The organism is Streptococcus oralis (assembly GCF_003943415.1).
GTDB classification, from domain to species: Bacteria; Bacillota; Bacilli; order Lactobacillales; family Streptococcaceae; genus Streptococcus; species Streptococcus oralis_BJ.
Genome location: NZ_RJPK01000003.1, coordinates 63563 through 83473 on the forward strand (window position 1 = coordinate 63563; position 19911 = coordinate 83473).

Below are 19911 nucleotides of genomic sequence, written 5' to 3' on the forward strand. Positions count from 1 at the left end.
ATCCATTAAGACAACTTTGTGAGAAAAAAGATAAATCAGATACAGGAGGCATGTAAGAAGTGGAGCAACATATCAATATTACCCTACGCCTGAAAGAAAGGGATGTGGATATTCGTATTCCACGTCGGATTGAAGTGCGTCGATTAATCCGAGAAGTGGATACCATTTTTAATCCAGGTAAGAAGCGAAAAAAATATCAACTACGAGTTGTTAATAAGGGCTTGTTGCTTGATGAGGGTAAGTATCTGTCGGATTATCCAATGACGACAGGAGATTTAGTAGAGATAGAGGAGATATAGGTGACTGAGGAAAAATTTGTATTTGGCGAGCAGCCATTTATCTATGAAAAAAATGAAACAACTTGGCAATTGAGCCTTAAGCGCTCAGATGTAGCGAGTCAGGATTTGCGGGAGCTCCTGCTTTTGGATTTGCATCATCCGCTCTTTTTGGAACAGACCATGGAGGCAGATGAGGATAGTGTGACGTTTACGTATCAGCTAGAGCCTCATGGTCTTCGTTATGAAGAAGTGAAGAGCCGAACCATTTCAGAGCGGATTCGTTTGGCCTTAAATGTCTTTGGTTTAGAGGCAGCCTTGGCCTTGCCGGTGACCTTTCTTTTGCATCCGATGAATCTTTTTATCACAAAGGATGCCCAAGCAAAGATTGCCTATCGTGGGGTACCAGGCCTCATGACTCCTCAAGCAGTCTCCTCAGAGGACTTTTTACGTCAGGCTAAGTGTTTTGTGGTAACCCTCTTTAGTGATTTGGATTTTATGGACCTTTACAATGGTTCCTTAGAATTAGAGACCTTGCCAGACTTTTTAAATGACCTGTGTCAGGCAGATGATATTGCAACAGCAGTTGCTATTTTGGAACGGTATTATGTAGAGAAATCTGCGAAAGAACAGGCGGATTTGGTCTTGGTTCCAAGTAGACGGCATCGTGTATTTAAGCTTGCGACGATTTGGTTGACAGCGAGTGTCGTCTTGTTAGTCGTCCCTCTGATCTATCTGATTTTCATCCAAAATCCCTTCAAAGAAAAGATGTTGCAGGCAGATACGGCCTTTATCAAGGTGGATTACAGTGGTGTGATTACAGAGTTAGAAGGGATTTCCCCTTCCAGTCTTCCTAATACGCAAAAGTATGAGTTGGCCTACTCTTATATTCAAGGTTTGGAATTTTCTTCAGACCAAAAGAAGGTCATCTTGAATAATGTCACCCTTAAGTCGGATGAACTCTATCTGACCTATTGGATTCAAGTTGGGCGTAATCGTTTTGAGGATGCTCTTGATACAGCGAAGCGGATCAATGACAGTGATTTGATTCTCTATGCTTTGACTCAGGAAATCAAGCAGGTTCGTGAAGATGGCAAGTTGTCAGGAAAAGATCGTGAAAGTAAACTGAATACTTTGGAGAGTGAATATAAGAAATACTGGGATAGCCGAAGTGAACTATTAACAAGTGATTCTAGCTCTAATGCATCTACTAGTCCAAATTCTCAAGAAAAGGCTTCTGAAAGCAAACCTTCATCTGAGAAGAAATCTAGCCCTAGCAGCTCCTCTAGCAATTAAAGTAGACCAAGGAGAGAAATTATGAAAAAACAAATCATTTTCTACAGCCAAGGTCTGCGTTATGAAGTAGAACTGAGTGCAGATAAGACGGTCTTGGTTGGGGCTACTGAAAAGGCACAAGTCTACCTCTCTCAACAAGAGAGCCCGATTCAGCTCAAGATTGACGGTGACGAGGTCTTTTATCAGTATGAGGACGAAGCAGGAATATTGAAAGATGGTCTACGTTTGGGCGAGGTTGTCTTTTATCTCCGAGAAGGGGAGCCAAGGGTTTATGATCTTTTGGATTTATCAGAGTTTCAGATCGGTTCTCAAAGAGGTGCGTTGATCACACTAGATGAAGATGTTGAACTCTTACTCCAAAAATCTCAGAATCAATGGATGCTAAATAGACTAAAAGGCGCATTTTATCGAAATAATCATCTGGAACAGGTGGACCAGCAACTGCTTCACTTTGGGGATGAGTTGAGTCTAGGGGCGGTGACAATAAAGCTCTATCCAGATGAAGTATGGATTCAGGGGCCTGCCCAAGTTGGGAAACAACTGACTCTGAGAGAACCATCTCGATATGGCTTTTATGAAGATTATCCAGATTATCATCGTTCTCCACGAATCATCTATCGTGGGAGTGAGGATAAAATCTTGATCAATCCCCCTGGACAGGAACCAAGTAAGCCCAGTGATGAACTCTTAAAGCTAATCGTTCCTCCTCTTATGATGGTAGGGGTAACCGTCTTGATCACCTTGATTCAACCTCGAGGGATCTATATTCTTGCGACAGTAGGGATGTCTATAACCACAATGATTTTTTCTATCCGTGGTTTTATCAAAAATCGTAAAAAGTACAAGGCTGATAAGAAGGAGCGGATTGATCTCTATCGTCTTTACCTGAAAGATAAGGTCAAGGAATTGACTCGTCTGGAACGGGAACAAAAAGAAGGGATGCACTATCATTTTCCAACTATTTCAGAGTTGACGGACTTGGTTGAGAGTTACAATCACCGGATTTATGAAAAAACTCCCTTGCATTTTGACTTTCTATACTATCGCTTGGGCTTAGGAAAACTTCCTACCAGCTATGAGTTGAGTTATGGTCAACAGGAACGCAGCGGTAAGAAGGATGCTCTGGAAGAAGAGGGCTACGCTCTCTATAGTCGTCACAAAAAGATTCCCGATATGCCGATTCCAGCGAATCTCAGCCATGGACCGGTGGGGTATATTGGACCTAGAAATCTCGTCCTAGAACAACTGCAGCTTTTGGTGATGCAACTAGCGACTTTTCATTCTTATCATGATGTGCAGTTTATTACTATCTTGTCGGAAGAGGAGAGAGACCAATGGTCTTGGATGCGTTGGCTCCCTCATGCCAAACTGCAAGAGCTCAATGTTCGAGGTTTTGTCTACAATCAACGGACACGGGACCAGGTTCTCAATAGCTTGAACCAAATCTTGAAACTGCGTCGTAGCCAAAAGGAAGAAGCATCCCACAAGGAGAGCACCCTCTTCCATCCCCATTACGTGGTTCTAGTAACCGATGAAAAGCTGATTTTGGATCATGTAATTATGGAGTTCTTTACCGAAGATCCAACGGAATTAGGCTGTTCTCTTATCTTTGTAGAGGATGTCATGAGTTCCTTGTCTGAGAATATCCAGACAGTGATCAACATCAAGGACCGAAATACGGGCCAACTGGTCATGGAAGAAGGGGTCTTGAAAGAGACGGACTTCCGTTTGGATCATTTTCCAACAGATTATGATAAGGAGCGGATTGCCCGTACCTTGGCACCGCTCAATCACCTCCAAAACCTTAAGAGTTCGATCCCGGATTCTGTGACCTTTATGGAAATGTATGGGGCGGAAACCTTTGAGGATTTGCAGGTATCGAGCCGTTGGAAAAAGAACGCACCCTACAAGAGTTTGGCTGTGCCGATTGGTCTGCGTGGTCAGGATGATCTGGTTCAGCTCAATCTACATGAAAAAGCTCATGGACCTCATGGTTTGATCGCAGGGACGACTGGATCAGGGAAGTCAGAAACGATCCAATCCTATATCCTGTCCCTCGCTGTCAACTTCCACCCACACGATGTGGCTTTTCTACTCATCGACTACAAGGGTGGGGGAATGGCCAATCTCTTTAAGGACCTGCCCCACCTCTTGGGAACCATTACCAACTTGGATGGAGCCCAATCAATGCGGGCCTTGGCTTCAATCAATGCGGAGATCCATCGTCGTGAACGACTCTTTGGGGAGTTTGAAGTCAATCATATCAATCAATACCAGAAGAAATTTAAAAACGGAGAAGCAACAGAACCTCTCCCTCATCTCTTCCTCATTTCAGATGAGTTCGCGGAGCTCAAGGTCAACCAGCCCGACTTTATCAAGGAGCTGGTGTCTATCGCTCGGGTCGGGCGTTCCCTCGGGGTTCACTTGATCCTAGCTACTCAGAAGCCATCAGGTGTGGTCGATGACCAGATCTGGTCCAACTCACGCTTCAAGATAGCCCTTAAGGTGGCGGATCGTTCGGACTCCAATGAAATGCTTCATACACCTGATGCGGCCGAGATCACTCAGACGGGACGTGCTTATCTGCAAGTCGGAAACAATGAAGTCTATGAGCTCTTCCAGTCAGCCTGGTCAGGCGCGGATTACCAGCCGGACAAGGACGATATGGGGATCGAGGACCATACCATCTTCCTGATCAATGAATTGGGGCAATATGAGATTTTAAATGAGGATCTATCAGGCTTAGAAGATGTGGATGAGATCAAGGAAGTTCCGACAGAGTTGGATGCGATTGTGGAACATATCCAAGTTCTGTGTCAGGAACAAGAGATTCCTCCAGTACCACAGCCATGGTTGCCACCACTTAAGGAGCGCATCGCGCTAGAGGAGCTGGAAACAGTGCAGCCAGCGGTTGCTTGGGAAGAAGAGAAATCCCTTTCCTTCCTACTCGGAATGGCAGATATCCCGCAGGCCCAGAAGCAGGAAGCCGTCTCTATCAACCTCTCCAAGGATGGACATGTCCTTCTTTACGGAAGTCCGGGAACAGGGAAGACCACCTTCCTTCAGACAGCTGGTATGGACTTGGCTCGCAAATTCAGTCCCAAGGCTCTTACCCTGTACTTGATGGACTTTGGGACCAATGGATTGGCACCCTTGTCCAAGCTTCCGCAGGTGGCAGACACCATGCTTTTGGATCAGGCAGAGAAGATTTCTAAGTTTGTGCGGATCATGGAGCGCGAACTCAACCGTCGTAAGAAACTCCTTGCGGACTATGGTGTAGGGACCTTGGAGCTTTACCGAGAGGCTAGTGGGCAGCAAGAGCCGGCTATCGTTATCCTCTTAGACAGCTATGAGGCCATCAAGGAGGAGGCTTATGAGGCAGAACTCTTTAAACTTTTGGTGCGCATCTCTCGTGAAGGTCTCAGCATAGGAGTGCATCTCTTGATGACAGCGGGCCGACAGTCCAACCTTCGGGCTCAGCTCTACTCGAACTTCAAGCACCAGTTGAGCCTTCCACAGAATGATGTGAGCGAGGTGCGGGCAATCGTGGGCTCTACACCCCTTGCCATGACCATGGAAGACATCAAGGGCCGTGCGCTCATGAAGCGTGAAGAGGTGGATGTGATCCAGTTAGCTCTCCCAGTTTATGGAGCCAATGACACCCAAGTCCTCAACAACCTGCGCCAGGAAGTGGCTTCCCTCCAAGAAGCCTGGACAGGTCAACGCCCAAGTGCCATTCCGATGGTGCCGGAGGAGTTGATGATGGAAGAATTTTTGAATTTGCCTAGTGTACAAGAAGCTATTGAGAATGGTCAGATTCCTATCGGTTTGGAGCTAGAAATGGTTGGAAGTGTCAATATCTCTCTTAGCAAATTTAAACACATGGCTTATGTATCAAATGCAGAGGATGCTTTTGATAATATAACTCATCATTTAATAAAAACTATTCTTAGAATGCCTAACGTCTATATGATGTTGATTGATGCTTTCCAAGAATATGAAGCATATAGTAAGCAGGTGAAAACCTATGTTGGAAGTAAAAAGGAACTGTCGGACATAGGAAATCATCTAATCTATGAAATAGAGCGCCGTCTTGAAAAAGGTATATCATCTGAATGGATCATTTTTATACCAAATATGAAAGCACTGGTATCCGAAAGCGATCTAAATGAACAACAGCTTCAATTTATGTTTGAGAAGGGGTATCGAGTAGGGATGAGGTTTATTATTGGTACTGATTATACTTATATTGGGACAAGTATTGATCCAATTCCTAGATACCTTAAAACAAATGTCCAATGGGTCATCTTTGGTATGCGCCTAATGGATCAAACCTTCTTAGATAAAGGAATGTATAGCAGAGATGTGGCTCCAGATCCCGATCAGATTTATTTGCATTCTCGGAAAGAAGTCATCAAACTCAAAATTAGTAAGAATAAGTAAAACTATTTTTTGATACTTAAGATTCAACCCTATCTCTTGACGATTTGATAGTAGAAAGGATAATTGAAAAGGTTATTGAATATGGGACAAGTAAAAAGTGAAAAAGGCAAGGCAAGCACTATTGCAACTGGAATTGTATCAGCAAGCAATAGCATTACTACTGCTGGTACAGTTACGAGAGATAAGACAAGCTATTATACCGCTAATACGGTAGGAAGAAGATTGATCATAAATGAGGCCTCTATGGCTGAAAATGTTCAATCGAAAATAAGTGAATTCGTAAAACTAATTCATGGTGTCGCAAATGAATTCGAAGTAGTAGATGAGAAGATAAGTACATTGTGGCAAAATAATTTGCCGTCGAGTCAAAATAAGGGGACAACTGGTCTACCTTCTCTGTATTCAAATCCATCATTTGTTCCTCAAAATAATTTGTTTAAGGAGTGAGGATGGAAAAAACTAGAAAATTAGAAGATATTCAATGTAGTGTTCAACAGATTCAAACGAAATTATCAAAGCTAGAAGAAGAAAGAAATCAGTTTTCTTACGTTGCGACGGAGATCATAGATCTTTGTCAAACAAACTTCATCCCATATAGAGAATTAGGATATTATCCGTTATCAGTTAAAGATGAGATGGATCGTCTTGAAGATATAGAGATGTTAAAAAGGAATGAACAGCTACTTGATGATTTTATCTCCGAGAGGAGAGAAGAACTAAAAAAAGCAATGAGCAAGCTAGAGAACGAAAAAGAGGAACTTCTTTTTCAACAACGCCGTCTTGAATCACAAAATGAGGAGAAGGAGGAGAAGAATGGGGATTAAAGTAGACATAGGCTCAGCAGATTCGCAGGGCAGTACAGCGAATAGTGTATTAAGCAGCCGTGTGAATTATTATAACGATGTCATTACTGCCTTTAATAATTTGATTACAGAGGGAGAATTAAAAGGGAAAGCCTATGATAGCGCTAAGTCCTATGCGGAAAATATAATGGTTCCCCTACTTAGAGGAGTTATCCTCTTTTCAGAGAGTCTAGGAGGAAAAGCCAGTGAATTACCGACTCTTTACCGTTCACAAGTCGGTGGAGAAAGTCTAGATGAGGAGATACTTCAAAAGCAAATTGAAGCGAAGAATACAACCATTTCGACTCATGAAGCTATTTTGTATAGTTTATCTAATCTAAAGGACATCGATCCCATATATAAAAGTAATGTTCGAGGAATTATCTCAAATGCAACGAGTAAGCGAGATGAGTTACAAAGGAAATTAGAAAAATTGCAGTCGTTTGCGAGCTCGACTAGTGGTCATTTTTCGGATTCAGAAAGCTTACAGACTTTAGTTTTTCAAGGTTTCGAACAAGTCACGGGTGACTTTGGAAAGTTTGATGGAACTTTTAAAGTAGAGGGACAAGCTCCTTGGGCTAATAATATTAATAATGAGTGGACGAAACGTTCTGAGGTGATCCAAAATTACCAAAATGTTTTAGATAAAATTAAGAATAAAACAGAATTGGATGAGAAGGATATAAAGGCAATCCAAGCTTATCAGAACCGCTATCCAGCTAAGGGCATGCCAGAGAATGTTAAGAATGCAATTCAGGGATTTGTAGATAGGACGGAAGCTGAATTGCTAACGATGGCCCAAGATGTTGCAAAGGAACAGGGAATTTCTGTTGAAAAAGCCATTGATTTTATTTTGAAGCAGGAAGAATCAGCCGATAAATCTTCAAAATTTTCGAACATCGTTGGTAGAGCTATTTTGGCAAAGGCTGAATTAGACTTTATTAACGGTAGACAAATTATTTCTGACTCCAGAGGTCGTGTTAAGATAGGCTCTCGTTTTCTTTATAATAAAAATACAGGGCATGTATATACTAATGGAAGCGGAGAATATAGACAAGAGACAGGTAAAGCGTTTGATCCTACTGATACCAATATTGGCAAAGGGGTTCAGACAACTGGTTGGCGAGCTGCTCTTGGCGATGCTGTGGATTCGGCTAAAAGCGGTTTTAAAAATTCTTTGAAATTTTGGGATGACTTCAACTGGAAAGATGCTTCACAGCTTTCAAAATGGGGACAGGCTGGCAAAGCGTTTGGTGCCATTGGGACAGTTCTCAATGTTGGGGGAAATATAAAAGAAAACTTTTTTGATGATAAAACTTCTTCCGTTGGGGAAAAAATCCAAAATTTCGTAGTTGACCAAGGTGTTGACCTTATTTCAGGGGCCTCTGCTGCAAGCGCTGGTGCTGCAATCGGAACTGTTATCGGAGGTCCTATTGGAACAGTTGTAGGGTTAGGATTAGGTGCAGCCATTGGGTATGCTATGAACAATGTTAAGTTTGGCTTATTGAATCATAAATCTGTAACGGATGCAGCTAAGGATGCAATTGGCAATGGCTTAAAAGCAATAGGAGGGTGGTTTAGCTAATGGCAAAGATAAATAGAAAAAATAAAGCAAAGATTACTAGCATAGAAGGCGAAAGATACCATGGTCCTTTGATCACACATGGTGTCAGTTTAGGTTATATTAAATTATATCCATGGATTGCTTTAGCATTAACTGGTTTTCTGTATGTGGGTGGAACTTATGAAGACAATCTAGGCATCTTTAAAGGACTTTCTTTGTTTTGCGGTGTTGTGAATATACTTGGTATTATCATTTCTTTTATTCCCTATTTGGTAAACGCATGGAGGGCTTTAACATATTATTTGATAGCCCTCACAGTGTTAAGCTTAGTGATAGTTACAAATTTTATTTGTTTACTAATAGTTATTTCAGACGGTAGTTCTATAGGAGCTAAGGAGATATATCAATCCCCTCTCACTCCATTTTATGTAATATTGATGATGTTCCTTTTTATCTTTGCATGTGGCCTCTATGCTTGGTACTATCTCCCAAAGAATCAGGGGAAAGTCTGGGCTTTTAATCAAGTAAAAGAGGAAGATAGAAAGAAAACATGGTGGAATAATTTTGCTATAGCTTTTGCTGGGGCAACAATCATTCCCTCTCTCCTAACAGGCTATATTCAGATTGCTTTTGGTGTTTTATTGGGGATTTTATTGACCTTGACCCTTCCAGCTGTCATGGTAGATGCTGTTTATGCGGCTATTTATGTAAAAAAGCATCCTAACAATGATGAATTAGCTTAAAAATAAAAATAGTTAAGAAAGTAGTTAAGAAATATGGAAGTGAGACCTAAAAAGTTAGTTCTTCATAATCAGTTTGGTTATGAAGAAAATGGGTTGGGAATTGTACCAGTCGAACAGATTTGTCATAAAGTATATCCTTTATGTTGGGAGTTTATAGAGGATATGCTAGATATGGTTTTTTCAGATGGTCCAGTATATTTTAAGAGTTATCCTTTTGGGGATAAAAAAACGATTTCTATTTTTACAACATTTGGCAATGCATATACCCAAATAGATAGATATAAAGGACCATTTCTTTTTCAAGAAAATATTTTTATAGACAGTAATGATTTCGCTACTTTTTCCTCAGAAAATTTAGCGGATTATTATGATACCTTACGTGTAAAATATGCTAAAGAAAATTTGGAGTATTTAGCTGTTTATCATGTGCTTTATCATCCTGGAAAAGAAATTGTAGTTGATGCATATAGTAGTTGGGAGGTAGAGTGATGAAATATGTTGTTGCACAAGGTGTGACCAATGAAAACATTTTTGAGGCACGGAATGTGATTAAAAAGCGTAAGACTTTTCATGTTAGTCAGATGAGAAATGAACTAGATGCTTTTATGACAGCTATTTATGAAGCAGGAGGTCATCCAGCAGGACCTATTGTATATAGTCTAAATAATGTGCCATATGAAGGAAATATGGATATTGAATTCTTTCTTCCCTTAGAGGAGGAATTTCTTGAAGTCAAGGGGATGAAATTTTCATCTTACTTTGAAATCAATAATATTATAATGGTAACTCTAAATCATGATTATGAGGAATTAACCAAGGAAGCATATGCTAGATTATTATGGACCTTAGAGAAGAATAACCGCGAACAACAAACCCCTTTTTATCATATTCTCCAAACAGAAGGAACAGGGCAGGTAACAGTATTGCTTGGTTATGCTTATTAAGTTTGGTAAAGAAATTTCCGATTATATATGTAAGATTTGCAAAAGAGTTATTTCATAGTTCAGTACAGCGAATAGTGTATTAAGCAGCCGTGTGAATTATTATAACGATGTCATTACTGCCTTTAATAATTTGATTACAGAGGGGGAGTTGAAAGGGAAAGCCTATGATAGCGCTAAGTCCTATGCGGAAAATATAATGGTTCCCCTACTTAGAGGAGTTATTCTATTTTCAGAGAGTCTAGGAGGAAAAGCCAGTGAATTACCGACTCTTTACCGTTCACAAGTCGGTGGAGAAAGTCTAGATGAGGAGATACTTCAAAAGCAAATTGAAGCGAAGAATACAACCATTTCGACTCATGAAGCTATTTTGTATAGTTTATCTAATCTAAAGGACATCGATCCTACTTATAAAAGTAATGTTCGAGGGATTATCTCAAATGCAACGAGAAAGAGAGATGAGTTACAAAGGAAATTAGAAAAATTGCAGTCGTTTGCGAGCTCGACCAGTGGTCATTTTTCGGATTCAGAAAGCTTACAGACTTTAGTTTTTCAAGGTTTCGAACAAGTCACGGGTGACTTTGGAAAGTTTGATGGAACTTTTAAAGTAGAGGGACAAGCTCCTTGGGCTAATACTATTAATAATGAGTGGACGAAACGTTCTGAGGTGATCCAAAATTATCAAAATGTTTTAGATAAAATTAAAAATAAAACAGAATTGGATGAGAATGATATAGCAGTGATTGCAGAGTATGGAAAACGTTATCCTGATAAAGAGTTGCCAGAGAATGTTAAAGATGCTGTACGAAAATATGTTGAGAGTAAAGTTAATAGTGATATAAATGACAACAAAATTGGAGAGTTATTTGAACTTATACGAGATACGTCTCTGGAGGAAATTGCTAAAGAAACAATTTCTAAGTTAAGCTCAAAGAATCCTAAGCTATCAGAGTACTTTAAGTATCTTACTACTACTGATAAGTTTGGTAATATAAACATTACCTACTCTGGGGATAGTAAAGGATATACGGATGCTTTATTCAAAGCAAATGCTGCGAATCTACTTAAGCAATTCACAACTTCAGAAATTAATATTCCTATACCAGGAACCAACTCCTCTGTTGGAATTTCAGGGATTAGTTCAGTATTTATGGGAATGGACTTTTTGAACAACCTACAGAATGAGAATGCAGGACGTGCCTTTACACATACTGCAGCAACGACGGCAATGACAGTAGTAGGGGTAGACTTTGCAACAACAGCTCTTTTGACTACAGCTACAGGTTCTGGAACTGTAGCAGCTGCTGCAACATTTTTAGCCTCTAATCCAATTGGTTGGACTATCGTAGCAGGTGTTACAATAGGATATGCAGTAGGATATGCTTATGAGCATAACTTTTTGGGTATTAAAGATATAGCAAATGATTTTGGTGATAATCTTAATAAAGGAATAGAATGGGTAGGTGACAATATTGATTCAGGTATCAAGGAAGTCGGAAATTGCATCGACTCAAGTATTAAATCTATTCAGAAAGTGTTTGGGTGGTAAATGTGGAATTAAAATTTAAAAATTCGAATTTAGCAGTTTTTAGGATCGTTGAGTTTAAGAACAAAGATTATATCTTAGATCCTACTTCCATAAAAGGAAAGTCCTATTTTTTCGGTTTGCTTCCTAAAGAAGTTACTGCTGAAATGGTTGAACTATCTCCATCAAATGATAGTTTTAGAATAAAATCAAAGACACCAATAGGGGCGTCTACTGCTTTAGTCATCATGGTTCAGCCATTCGTAGCTATCTCATATAGACTTATAAAAGATGCATTTATTGATTGGGGGATAAGTCAGCAACTTTCTTTGAAATTAGGTGTGTTTGCTTTCTCCGTGTTTTTGTCTTATCTTATGGCTGTCTGGTATGAAAAAGCTGCGGTACGAAAGTTCGAATCAAGAATCCCCCAAAATAGTAAACGATTTCGACTTGTTTTTGAACCAAAAGGCAAACGAATGATTGATTGGTATCTAATTTTAGCAATTAATATTGTTTGTTTAATGTTTTTTTTGGGAAATAATGATGGCTCAGAAGGAGTCTTGTTGATAATTAATGGTATAATTTCTTGGTTTTACTTTGTAATGATGAGAATGCCGCAAGTTCCCTCATATTATAAGACACTAATATTAACTGAAATTGAAGAGCTATAAATACAGAATGCCGAGAAGTTAGAAATGATATTGATTCAGGTATTAAATCCATTCAGAAAGTGTTTGGGTGGTGAATGATTCATTTAAAGTTCAAGACTGCTAATATGATAGCGTAGAGTATTGTAGAATTAGAAAAATATAAATTGAAAGGAAAAAAAATAAATGTCTATTTTGCCAATTGGAACAATTGTTTATTTAAAAGAGGGGAGTCAAAAACTAATGATTCTCAATCGTGGGGTTACTATAGAACAGAATGGTGAAAGTGTTTTGTTTGACTATTCTGCAGCTTTTTATCCAATGGGACTAAACCCAGAACAGTTGTTTTACTTCAATCGTGATGATGTAGATAAAGTGGTTTATAAAGGCTATAGTGATGAAGAAGAAGAACGGTTCGCTGAAATTTATCAACGTTGGCTTGATGAAAATGCAACAACAATTAAAAAAGGTGTAACAAAATAATGTTCATCTGTAAAGATTATTGAAAAATATCACAATACTTTAAATAAAAATCAAAAACGAGGAGCTACTTTATCATTAAAGCAACTTCTCGTTTTTGTTTGTTCTATGTCGTAAGATGAATTAGCGTGACCATAAGCCTAAATTCATGATACAAAGATATAGCTTTGTTCCTATGGAAAGAGAGCTATTTTGATATTGTGGTATAATAGAACAAGAACATTTTTTAGTACCTTGAAAATTCTATATTTTCGCTTGTTTATCTCTTCTGCTATTTTCAAAAAATATCCTGTCCCTTGCCGTCAACTACCACCCTCATGATGTGGCTTTCTTGTTGATTAACTACAAGGGTAGGAGAAGCTAGAATAGCTTCCTACGATCAAGCAATTTCTGCATTATCAGCATTTGATAATGCAGGAGATTTGCAAGGGGCAGCCTATGATAGTGGTAAACAATATGGTATGAATGTAATCACTCCCTTGCTCAAGGGAGCTATCATGTACTCAGAATTAGTAAGCGAAGCTGTTCCAGGTCTTCCCTCAAAATATCGTTCAGAAGTCGGAGATGATGACCTTGATTCAGAGGTACTTGAGAGTGAAATTCGTAGTCTTGAATCTAGTCTTCATAGTATTAGAGGAATGTACAATGCTATGGTTGGAGACGAATCTACAAGTGCAAGCACTTTAAGTAGTCTTTCAAATCGTATGGATGTCCTCCTAAAACAAAGAAATGAAAAAATGGATAAACTCCGTAAGCTAAATATGTTTGCTGGAAGTTCCAATGACGTTTTTTCTGTAGGGGAAGGTAGTAGCTTAGTTGATAACTTAGCTCAAAATCTCCAAACGGGTTTAAGTCAAATCCAAACAGAGTTTGCAAGTTTTAGTGGTACTTTTCCCAAGCACTCTGTACATACTCTGGGCTGGGCACAGAATATCGAGGGTGAGTGGGAAAATAAGGTTAAGATTGATGGAGATTATAAGAATATCCTCAAAAAAATTGAGGATGGTAAGGGATTGACCGAGAAGGATATGGAAGTAATTCAATCCTATAAAAAACGTCATCCAAGTAAAGAGTTACCAGATACATTAGTTAATGCCATTGAGCAACACATCTATGAAAAGACATTAGCTGAAGCACTTGGTGATGATGGTGTTAAGTACAATACAATGAATTTGTATGATGCAATTACGGCAATCTCAGATAATGACTGGTTTAAGAGAGGAGCCCAAGTACTTGGATTAACACCGAAAAACTTGACTGAGGCTTTCCTACAATCGGACGGTGTCATAGGATTGCTGGGATCGGTTGATAAGGGGACAAAAGGTAGGAAATTTGTAAATGGTGTAATGAGTACCATGGCTTGGTATGAATCATTAGGAAATAAGGGAGGGACACTGAAAAAGATTTTCGATGGTATTTCTGATATCGCAAGCCCTGTAGAAACTATTGTAAAAAAAGGATTGGAAGGTGCCAGAGATGCTGGAATGGCGAAATTTGGCAAATATATAAAAGGGGGAGAAGAGGCAACAGGCTTATTAGGAAAAGGGCTCAAATATTTCCCAAAAGTAGCTAAGGTTCTGGGGAAAGTAGGGACAGTAATGACGTTTGCTGATCTTGGGATTACAGCGATTTCTAGTGGAGTAGACGAATATAGCAAAACTAAGGATATAGGAAGAGCTGCTGGGAAAGGTGCACTTTCAGCTATAGCTAGCGTGGGTCCATTAGAAGGAGCAACCATCGGAGGAGCAATAGGTGGTCTCCCAGGAGCAGCTGTTGGAGCAGTTGTTGGAGGTGTTATTCAAGGTATAAAAGCATGGAAGCCGAAATTTTTTGATGATCCTGTTAAAGGAACGAAAGAGATTATAGATGATGTTGGTAACGGTATAAAAGGAACTGTTAAAAATATATCTAATTTTATGGGTGGAATCGGTAAGGCATTAGGAGTTGGGTGAAAAGTATGAGGAAGAAATCAATTTTTAAAGCAAGTTTTGAAGAGAGTTTAAATTTGGAGGATGATGGTTTTTTGCAGTATCAGAAACAAGATTATTATAATAAACTTGGGAAAGCCTTTAAGAAAGGGAAACCCTCTTTTTGGTTTGGTATTAAAACTTTTATTCTTAGTCTGTTGTTTCCGATAGGTGCAAATTTCATGCTCCTTGCTGTTACCCTATCATTCCAAAATTCTGATCCTAAAGATTTAAGGTTACCAGTTTCTCAGTATCCTTTGCTAACAGTCGAGCTTTATTTAATTTGCTTGTTAATTTGGTTGTTATTGGTATTAATGGGTAAATTCTTTAAACGGACGTTTATTCTCCCTTATCGTTATCGATTTCATATTATAACTTTTATGATATGGTTTGTGTTTGAATTTAATTTGCTGGCAACAACTATCTCTTTACCTATATTATCAATATGGGGGATCTTAGTACTTTTAGGGCTTCAAGTATTGTTGACTTATGTAATGTTAAGAACAGAGCTTAGAAGTTTGAAAAAACGAATGTATGGAGAAGTTAAGTCACCTACCTTACAAGATAAAATTGCCAAAGGTATTGCTATTTATGGAGCAGGTATATTGGGCTTAGCTGTGATTGTTAATTATATTTTCAAAGCTTTTTCTATTAATTTTTCACATTCCGTAACTGTTTCAGGTCTCTTTATATTTTGGATTCTATTAAATATTGGTATAATCGCCATGATTGTATTTATGGAGTTTCCTTTCTTTTTAGAAGGCTATTACAAATGGAAATATCCTGAAGAGTATCGTGAGTGGGAAGGAAAATCAGTGGAAGAATGGTATGGGAAAAAATATTAAAAAAAACACAAGGAGTTATTAAAAAATGAATAATAAAAACAAAAATAAAAATAAAAATAAAGAATTATTACCGTTAGGTAGTATTGTCTATCTTCAAGAAGGAACGCAGAAATTAATGATTATTGGTCGTGGAGTTATCTTTGACGACGAGGAAACTGGAGAAAAAGCATTTGCTGATTATATGGGTGTTTTGTACCCAATGGGCTTTCAAACGGAATCGACACTTTTCTTTCAACATGAAAATATTGACAAAGTCGTTTTTGTAGGCTATTCAGATGAGGAAGAGGAGCGTTTTTCAGAAATTTATAGAGAATGGACGAAAACACTCACAGTTCCTAAGAAAGAGATAAAATAGAATTACAGTGGAGTAACTATCATAGATTCTCTATATTGGACGTAGTATGCTAATTCTGTCTTTTTGCTGAAAGTTTTAAAACCATTAAAAAGTGTAACAAAATTCGAATAAGCTATATTTTTAGAGATTGTTGAAAAAATCACTATGCTTTAAATAAAAATAAAAAACGAGAAGTCGCTTTATTATTAAAGTAACTTCTCGTTTTTTGTCTGTTCTATGTCGTAAGATGAATTAGCATGGCTGTAAGTCTAAATTCATGATGCAAAAATATAGCTTTGTTCCTATGGGAAGAGGGCTATTTTGATATTGTGGTATAATGGAACAAGAACATTTTCTTTCTAGTACCTTGAAAATTCTATATTTTCCGCTTGTTTATCTGCTCTGCTAATTCCAAAAAAATATCTTGTCCCTTGCCGTCAATTTTCATCCTCATGATGTGGCCTTCTTGTTGATCGACTACAAGGGTGGTGGAATGGCCAATCTCTTTAAGAACCTGCCCCACCTCTTGGGAACCATTACCAACTTGGATGGAGCCCAATCCATGCGGGCCTTGGCTTCGATCAATGCGGAGAAGCATCGCCTCAGCCTGGTCAGGGGCGGATTACCAGCTGGACAAGGACGATATGGGGATCGAGGATCATACCATCTATCTAATCAATGAATTGGGTCAATATGAGATATTGAATGAAGACCTATCAGGCTTAGAAGAGGCTGACGAGATCAAGGAAGTTCCGACAGAGTTGGATGCGATAGTGCAACATATCCAAGATCTGTGTCAGGAACAAGAAATTCCTCCAGTACCCCAGCCATGGTTGCCACCACTTAAGGAGCGCATCGCGCTAGAGGAGCTGGAAGAGGTGCAGCCAGCGGTTGCTTGGAAAGAAGAGAAGTCCCTTTCCTTCCTACTTGGGATGGCGGATATCCCGCAGGCCCAGAAGCAGGAAGCCGTCTCTATCAACCTCTCCAAGGATGGGCATGTTCTTCTTTACGGAAGTCCTGGTACAGGGAAGACCACCTTCCTTCAGACAGCCGGTATGGACTTGGCGAGAAAGCACAGTCCCAAGGCTCTTACCATGTACTTGATGGACTTTGGGACCAATGGATTGGCGCCCTTGTCCAAGCTTCCGCAGGTGGCAGACACCATGCTTTTGGATCAGGCAGAGAAGATTTCTAAGTTTGTGCGGATCATGGAGCGCGAACTCAACCGTCGTAAGAAACTCCTTGCGGACTATGGTGTAGGGACCTTAGAGCTCTACCGAGAGTCTAGTGGTCAGCAAGAGCCGTCTATTGTTATCCTCTCAGTGTACCGCACCAGGCTTCAAGTCAAGCGCGATAGAGAAGCTGGTGTGGTACAGTATCAGAAAGTATTTTTCTACCTTAACGATTTTTCCAAGCTTGGTATCGAGTGTCAATCAAGAGTTGGGTTAGTCGTCCCATGGTTTCTCTTTCATCAGGAGTGAGGGATTGGGCTTGGACAAAGAGATGGTGAACGTGTTCAATGACCTTGAAGGAAGAAAGGTCGTTGATAGAAGAGATGCCTGCATCGAGAATGATTCCAAAAAAGAGGTCAAAGTAGAGTTGCAGTTCTTCGTCAGGAACTGTTTCAACCCATTCCTTGAAGGTAGTATCGACTTGCTGGCTGTCACTATTGGTCTCATCCAGTTGGACAAAGTGTTTGTCTTCAACCTGCCAACTAAAGGTGTCATGCTGGGCGATACCACCTAGGGCAGTGCTTCGAACGACGATTTTTTTATCAGGAATTTCCAGCATCATCCCGATGATAGAACCTTGTGGGACAAATACTTTCGTTCTTTCCATCATGTTTTGATAGCCTGGTGTTTCGGTTAGTTCCTTGTGAAGCCCAGGCGCATCAAAATTATAGACAGCGACAATGTTTTTTTGTAAAAGTGGATCGAGTTGACTAGCAGCATAGACGGCTAGATTGCCTCCTTTTGAGTGTCCTGCTAGGACAACCTTTTGGTTAGGATGTTGAGCAAAAAAGTCCTGTAAATACTGGAGGGCATGTTTTTGAGCTGGGATTTCCTTCATATAGGTCATATGGAAATCTTCTTTCCAACCGATGATACTGTCGTCAGTTCCACGAAAAACAAGCACATAGGTATCGAGACTGATACGATAAGTCATAGCTGCGAACTGTTTTTGCAATTCAGGATCGATATCGTTGATAAAGTCTGAGAGCTTGCAATTTTTAAAGCGTTTGTGTTGAGCGAGTTGATCCAATAACTGGAGGCGGTTTTTGCTGGTCAGCATCGTCGTTTCTCTAGGGATTTGAGGTGCAAGATCTATGAGGCGCTGGGGTTCTTGAGCGACTAAATCATCAAAAGGAAGATAGGTTAATTCGGTCAAGGCAAGAACATCTAACTCGTTCACGGGAAGGTCATAAAAGGAATCATATGCTACATCATTCAAGTAGTCAAAAATATTGGCCATAAAAGCTCCTTTCTCTATGTTTATCCTATCACATTTACCTAGAATTAGCTAGTAGGCTTGTTTGGATGACCTAGCAGGGATTGATTCAGATATATAGAAGACAGGCTGCTCCTATTTCAAACCTCTAAACGAGCTTACTTGTATATTTTTGCTATCAATCCCATTTTCCTTTAAAAAATTCTTCATCTCATTTACATCATCAGGCTGACCTGTGATGAGATAGCTGGCTTGATTGCCGTATTCATCAATAGCACGTTTTAAAAATTCTTGACTTTGAAAAAATTCATCGCTTGTTTTATAAGTAAAATTCGATGTTTTCTGAGCTAGTTCCTTCATTTCTTTATCAAAAATAGTCACTCCTTTGTCAAAATGATTGAGTACAATCGGGCATTTACCAGCCCATTCTTTGATAAGGGGGCGTAGAGCAGAAATGCCGACATCAGATGCAAAGCAAACTAGTGGCTGATTCATATCTTTAACGGTCAAAGAGGAATCCAGCCAACTCATCTCAATCTCACTGCCAGCCGGTAAATGTGTCAAGGTTTCCTTAAAGAGGCTACCACTATTATGAGTCAAAATGAGAATTTCATCTTCATCAGGTGTGGAGGCAATGGTTAGCCATCGACTGGTTTGCTCTCCCTTAGCTTCAGACGACGTATCAGGGAGTGTGAACTTAGCATAAGCCCCAGCTTTCCAGATTTGATGACTCGGTTTTGTGATATGAATTAAATACAGATCCCCGCTGGGGTTTTCGATGGATTTTATCGATAATGTCTGGCTTCGTCCAAGATAAGCGATGGTGGCCCAAGTTATAAGGCTTAGGACTCCAAGTGTTGATAGAATGATAATAAACATTTTTTTACCTCTTTTCATTTTTTATGACTCCTGTTCTCAATTTTGTGAATGAACTAAAAACAAATTCATTCATATTTTTCCAAAAAATAAAGAAATCCATTCTTTATTTTAGAACTCCTTTTATGAAGTTGGTTGCAAGTATTTCGACAGTTTTGCCAATATCTGGAAAATCTTTTTCCGTGATATGCATATCCATGTAGTAAAATAGGTTATAAACTTGTAAAATCTCTTGAATCTTTTCTGGAGAATACCCTTCAGCCTGCATACGATTTGTAAAAGTTTTAACTAGAAATTGATGAAATGGATTTGCGACTTTGCCTTCTTCTGAGGAATAGTAGCTGTGCAACTCATCTGCTATGGCAGGATTGTACCATTCTGCAAGGATTTTATTGGAAGAAACGAGAGTTCTGGACTGAGCAAATAGTTGACCAATGAGGTCGATCATGTCAATTTCCCAATCCAGTTCTTCGATCATAGCTTGGCGAACACGGTTGTTTTCATCTATATAGATATCTAGAAAAATGGCTTCTTTACTCTCGTAATAGTTATAAAAAGAGCCAACTGCCACCCCAGCTTGCCTAGCAATTTCTGAAATTCCTGTCGCCTTGTAACCTTTTTTCGAAAAAACTTCATAGGCCGCTGTCTTTAAAGCTTGTTTTTTGTCCAATCTGACCTTACCTCC

18 protein-coding genes and 1 pseudogene are annotated in these 19911 nt (G+C 39.4%); 16 read left to right on the forward strand and 3 right to left on the reverse strand.

What is annotated here, in order from left to right; translation table 11 throughout:
* Positions 1–59 precede the first annotated feature (59 nt).
* From D8801_RS04945 to D8801_RS05020, 16 genes and pseudogenes are all read left to right on the forward strand, one after another.
* Positions 60–299, forward strand: coding sequence for an EsaB/YukD family protein (locus D8801_RS04945; RefSeq protein ID WP_000434882.1), 240 nt, complete (start codon positions 60–62; stop codon positions 297–299).
* Positions 300–1571 (forward strand): type VII secretion protein EssB, encoded by a 1272-nt coding sequence (essB, locus tag D8801_RS04950; RefSeq protein WP_125848287.1) that lies wholly within the window; start codon positions 300–302, stop codon positions 1569–1571.
* A gap of 21 nt (positions 1572–1592) precedes the next feature.
* Positions 1593–6014 (forward strand): type VII secretion protein EssC, encoded by a 4422-nt coding sequence (gene essC / locus D8801_RS04955; protein WP_125848289.1) that lies wholly within the window; start codon positions 1593–1595, stop codon positions 6012–6014.
* An 81-nt stretch (positions 6015–6095) separates the two neighbouring features.
* A complete protein-coding gene (locus D8801_RS04960) occupies positions 6096–6461 on the forward strand; it encodes a TIGR04197 family type VII secretion effector (RefSeq protein WP_084973077.1) in 366 nt (121 codons plus the stop codon).
* Between the two features lie 2 nt (positions 6462–6463).
* Positions 6464–6838, forward strand: a complete 375-nt coding sequence (locus D8801_RS04965) for a hypothetical protein (RefSeq protein WP_125848291.1) — start codon at positions 6464–6466, stop codon at positions 6836–6838.
* Positions 6828–8441 carry a T7SS effector LXG polymorphic toxin gene (locus tag D8801_RS09925; RefSeq protein WP_260468142.1) on the forward strand — a complete coding sequence of 538 codons (1614 nt, stop codon included), beginning with the start codon at positions 6828–6830 and terminating at the stop codon, positions 8439–8441. The genes D8801_RS04965 and D8801_RS09925 overlap by 11 nt, the downstream gene beginning before the upstream one ends.
* Positions 8441–9163: a hypothetical protein gene (locus D8801_RS04975; protein ID WP_125848293.1), complete on the forward strand. Its 723-nt coding sequence runs from the start codon at positions 8441–8443 to the stop codon at positions 9161–9163. Before D8801_RS09925 ends, D8801_RS04975 begins: the two co-directional genes overlap by 1 nt.
* Positions 9164–9196: 33 nt before the next feature.
* Positions 9197–9652 (forward strand): hypothetical protein, encoded by a 456-nt coding sequence (locus D8801_RS04980; RefSeq protein ID WP_125848295.1) that lies wholly within the window; start codon positions 9197–9199, stop codon positions 9650–9652.
* Positions 9652–10107 (forward strand): DUF5085 family protein, encoded by a 456-nt coding sequence (locus D8801_RS04985; protein WP_061421998.1) that lies wholly within the window; start codon positions 9652–9654, stop codon positions 10105–10107. The genes D8801_RS04980 and D8801_RS04985 overlap by 1 nt, the downstream gene beginning before the upstream one ends.
* 91 nt (positions 10108–10198) lie before the next feature.
* Positions 10199–11653, forward strand: a complete 1455-nt coding sequence (locus D8801_RS04990) for a T7SS effector LXG polymorphic toxin (protein WP_125848297.1) — start codon at positions 10199–10201, stop codon at positions 11651–11653.
* Positions 11654–11655: 2 nt separating this feature from the next.
* Positions 11656–12300, forward strand: a complete 645-nt coding sequence (locus D8801_RS04995) for a DUF443 domain-containing protein (protein ID WP_125848299.1) — start codon at positions 11656–11658, stop codon at positions 12298–12300.
* 162 nt (positions 12301–12462) lie between these two features.
* Complete coding sequence (locus D8801_RS05000) at positions 12463–12759, forward strand: DUF4176 domain-containing protein (protein ID WP_020902045.1); 297 nt, start codon at positions 12463–12465, stop codon at positions 12757–12759.
* 419 nt (positions 12760–13178) lie between these two features.
* Entirely contained in the window at positions 13179–14708 is a 1530-nt protein-coding gene (locus D8801_RS09930; RefSeq protein WP_260468143.1) for a hypothetical protein, read from the forward strand.
* Positions 14709–14713: 5 nt separating this feature from the next.
* Complete coding sequence (locus tag D8801_RS05010; protein WP_125848301.1) at positions 14714–15568, forward strand: hypothetical protein; 855 nt, start codon at positions 14714–14716, stop codon at positions 15566–15568.
* Between the two features lie 25 nt (positions 15569–15593).
* On the forward strand, positions 15594–15923 hold the full coding sequence (locus tag D8801_RS05015) for a DUF4176 domain-containing protein (RefSeq protein ID WP_125848303.1): 330 nt from the start codon (positions 15594–15596) through the stop codon (positions 15921–15923).
* A 391-nt stretch (positions 15924–16314) separates the two neighbouring features.
* Positions 16315–17221 (forward strand): annotated as a pseudogene (locus tag D8801_RS05020) (FtsK/SpoIIIE domain-containing protein); the annotation flags it as partial.
* Positions 17222–17300: 79 nt separating this feature from the next.
* Here the strand turns inward: D8801_RS05020 and D8801_RS05025 are convergent.
* The 3 genes from D8801_RS05025 to D8801_RS05035 form a co-directional block, all read right to left on the reverse strand.
* The gene (locus D8801_RS05025) at positions 17301–18374 is read right to left on the reverse strand and encodes a DUF2974 domain-containing protein (RefSeq protein ID WP_125848305.1); all 1074 of its coding nucleotides are present in this window, start codon (positions 18372–18374) and stop codon (positions 17301–17303) included.
* A gap of 111 nt (positions 18375–18485) precedes the next feature.
* The gene (locus D8801_RS05030) at positions 18486–19247 is read right to left on the reverse strand and encodes a ferredoxin reductase domain-containing protein (protein WP_125848306.1); all 762 of its coding nucleotides are present in this window, start codon (positions 19245–19247) and stop codon (positions 18486–18488) included.
* Between the two features lie 85 nt (positions 19248–19332).
* Entirely contained in the window at positions 19333–19896 is a 564-nt protein-coding gene (locus tag D8801_RS05035) for a TetR/AcrR family transcriptional regulator (RefSeq protein WP_185758500.1), read from the reverse strand.
* Between the last annotated feature and the right edge of the window lie 15 nt (positions 19897–19911).

What these genes read in the sequence shown, in the direction of transcription:
- D8801_RS04980 (WP_125848295.1), top strand. Translation starts at nt 9,197, where the DNA reads ATGGAAGTGAGACCTAAAAAGTTAGTTCTTCATAATCAGTTTGGTTAT.
- D8801_RS05010 (WP_125848301.1), top strand. Translation starts at nt 14,714, where the DNA reads ATGAGGAAGAAATCAATTTTTAAAGCAAGTTTTGAAGAGAGTTTAAAT.
- D8801_RS05025 (WP_125848305.1), bottom strand. Translation starts at nt 18,374, where the DNA reads ATGGCCAATATTTTTGACTACTTGAATGATGTAGCATATGATTCCTTT.
- D8801_RS04965 (WP_125848291.1), top strand. Translation starts at nt 6,464, where the DNA reads ATGGAAAAAACTAGAAAATTAGAAGATATTCAATGTAGTGTTCAACAG.
- D8801_RS05000 (WP_020902045.1), top strand. Translation starts at nt 12,463, where the DNA reads ATGTCTATTTTGCCAATTGGAACAATTGTTTATTTAAAAGAGGGGAGT.
- D8801_RS04975 (WP_125848293.1), top strand. Translation starts at nt 8,441, where the DNA reads ATGGCAAAGATAAATAGAAAAAATAAAGCAAAGATTACTAGCATAGAA.
- D8801_RS04985 (WP_061421998.1), top strand. Translation starts at nt 9,652, where the DNA reads ATGAAATATGTTGTTGCACAAGGTGTGACCAATGAAAACATTTTTGAG.
- D8801_RS04960 (WP_084973077.1), top strand. Translation starts at nt 6,096, where the DNA reads ATGGGACAAGTAAAAAGTGAAAAAGGCAAGGCAAGCACTATTGCAACT.
- D8801_RS09925 (WP_260468142.1), top strand. Translation starts at nt 6,828, where the DNA reads ATGGGGATTAAAGTAGACATAGGCTCAGCAGATTCGCAGGGCAGTACA.
- essC (WP_125848289.1), top strand. Translation starts at nt 1,593, where the DNA reads ATGAAAAAACAAATCATTTTCTACAGCCAAGGTCTGCGTTATGAAGTA.
- D8801_RS05015 (WP_125848303.1), top strand. Translation starts at nt 15,594, where the DNA reads ATGAATAATAAAAACAAAAATAAAAATAAAAATAAAGAATTATTACCG.
- D8801_RS05030 (WP_125848306.1), bottom strand. Translation starts at nt 19,247, where the DNA reads ATGAAAAGAGGTAAAAAAATGTTTATTATCATTCTATCAACACTTGGA.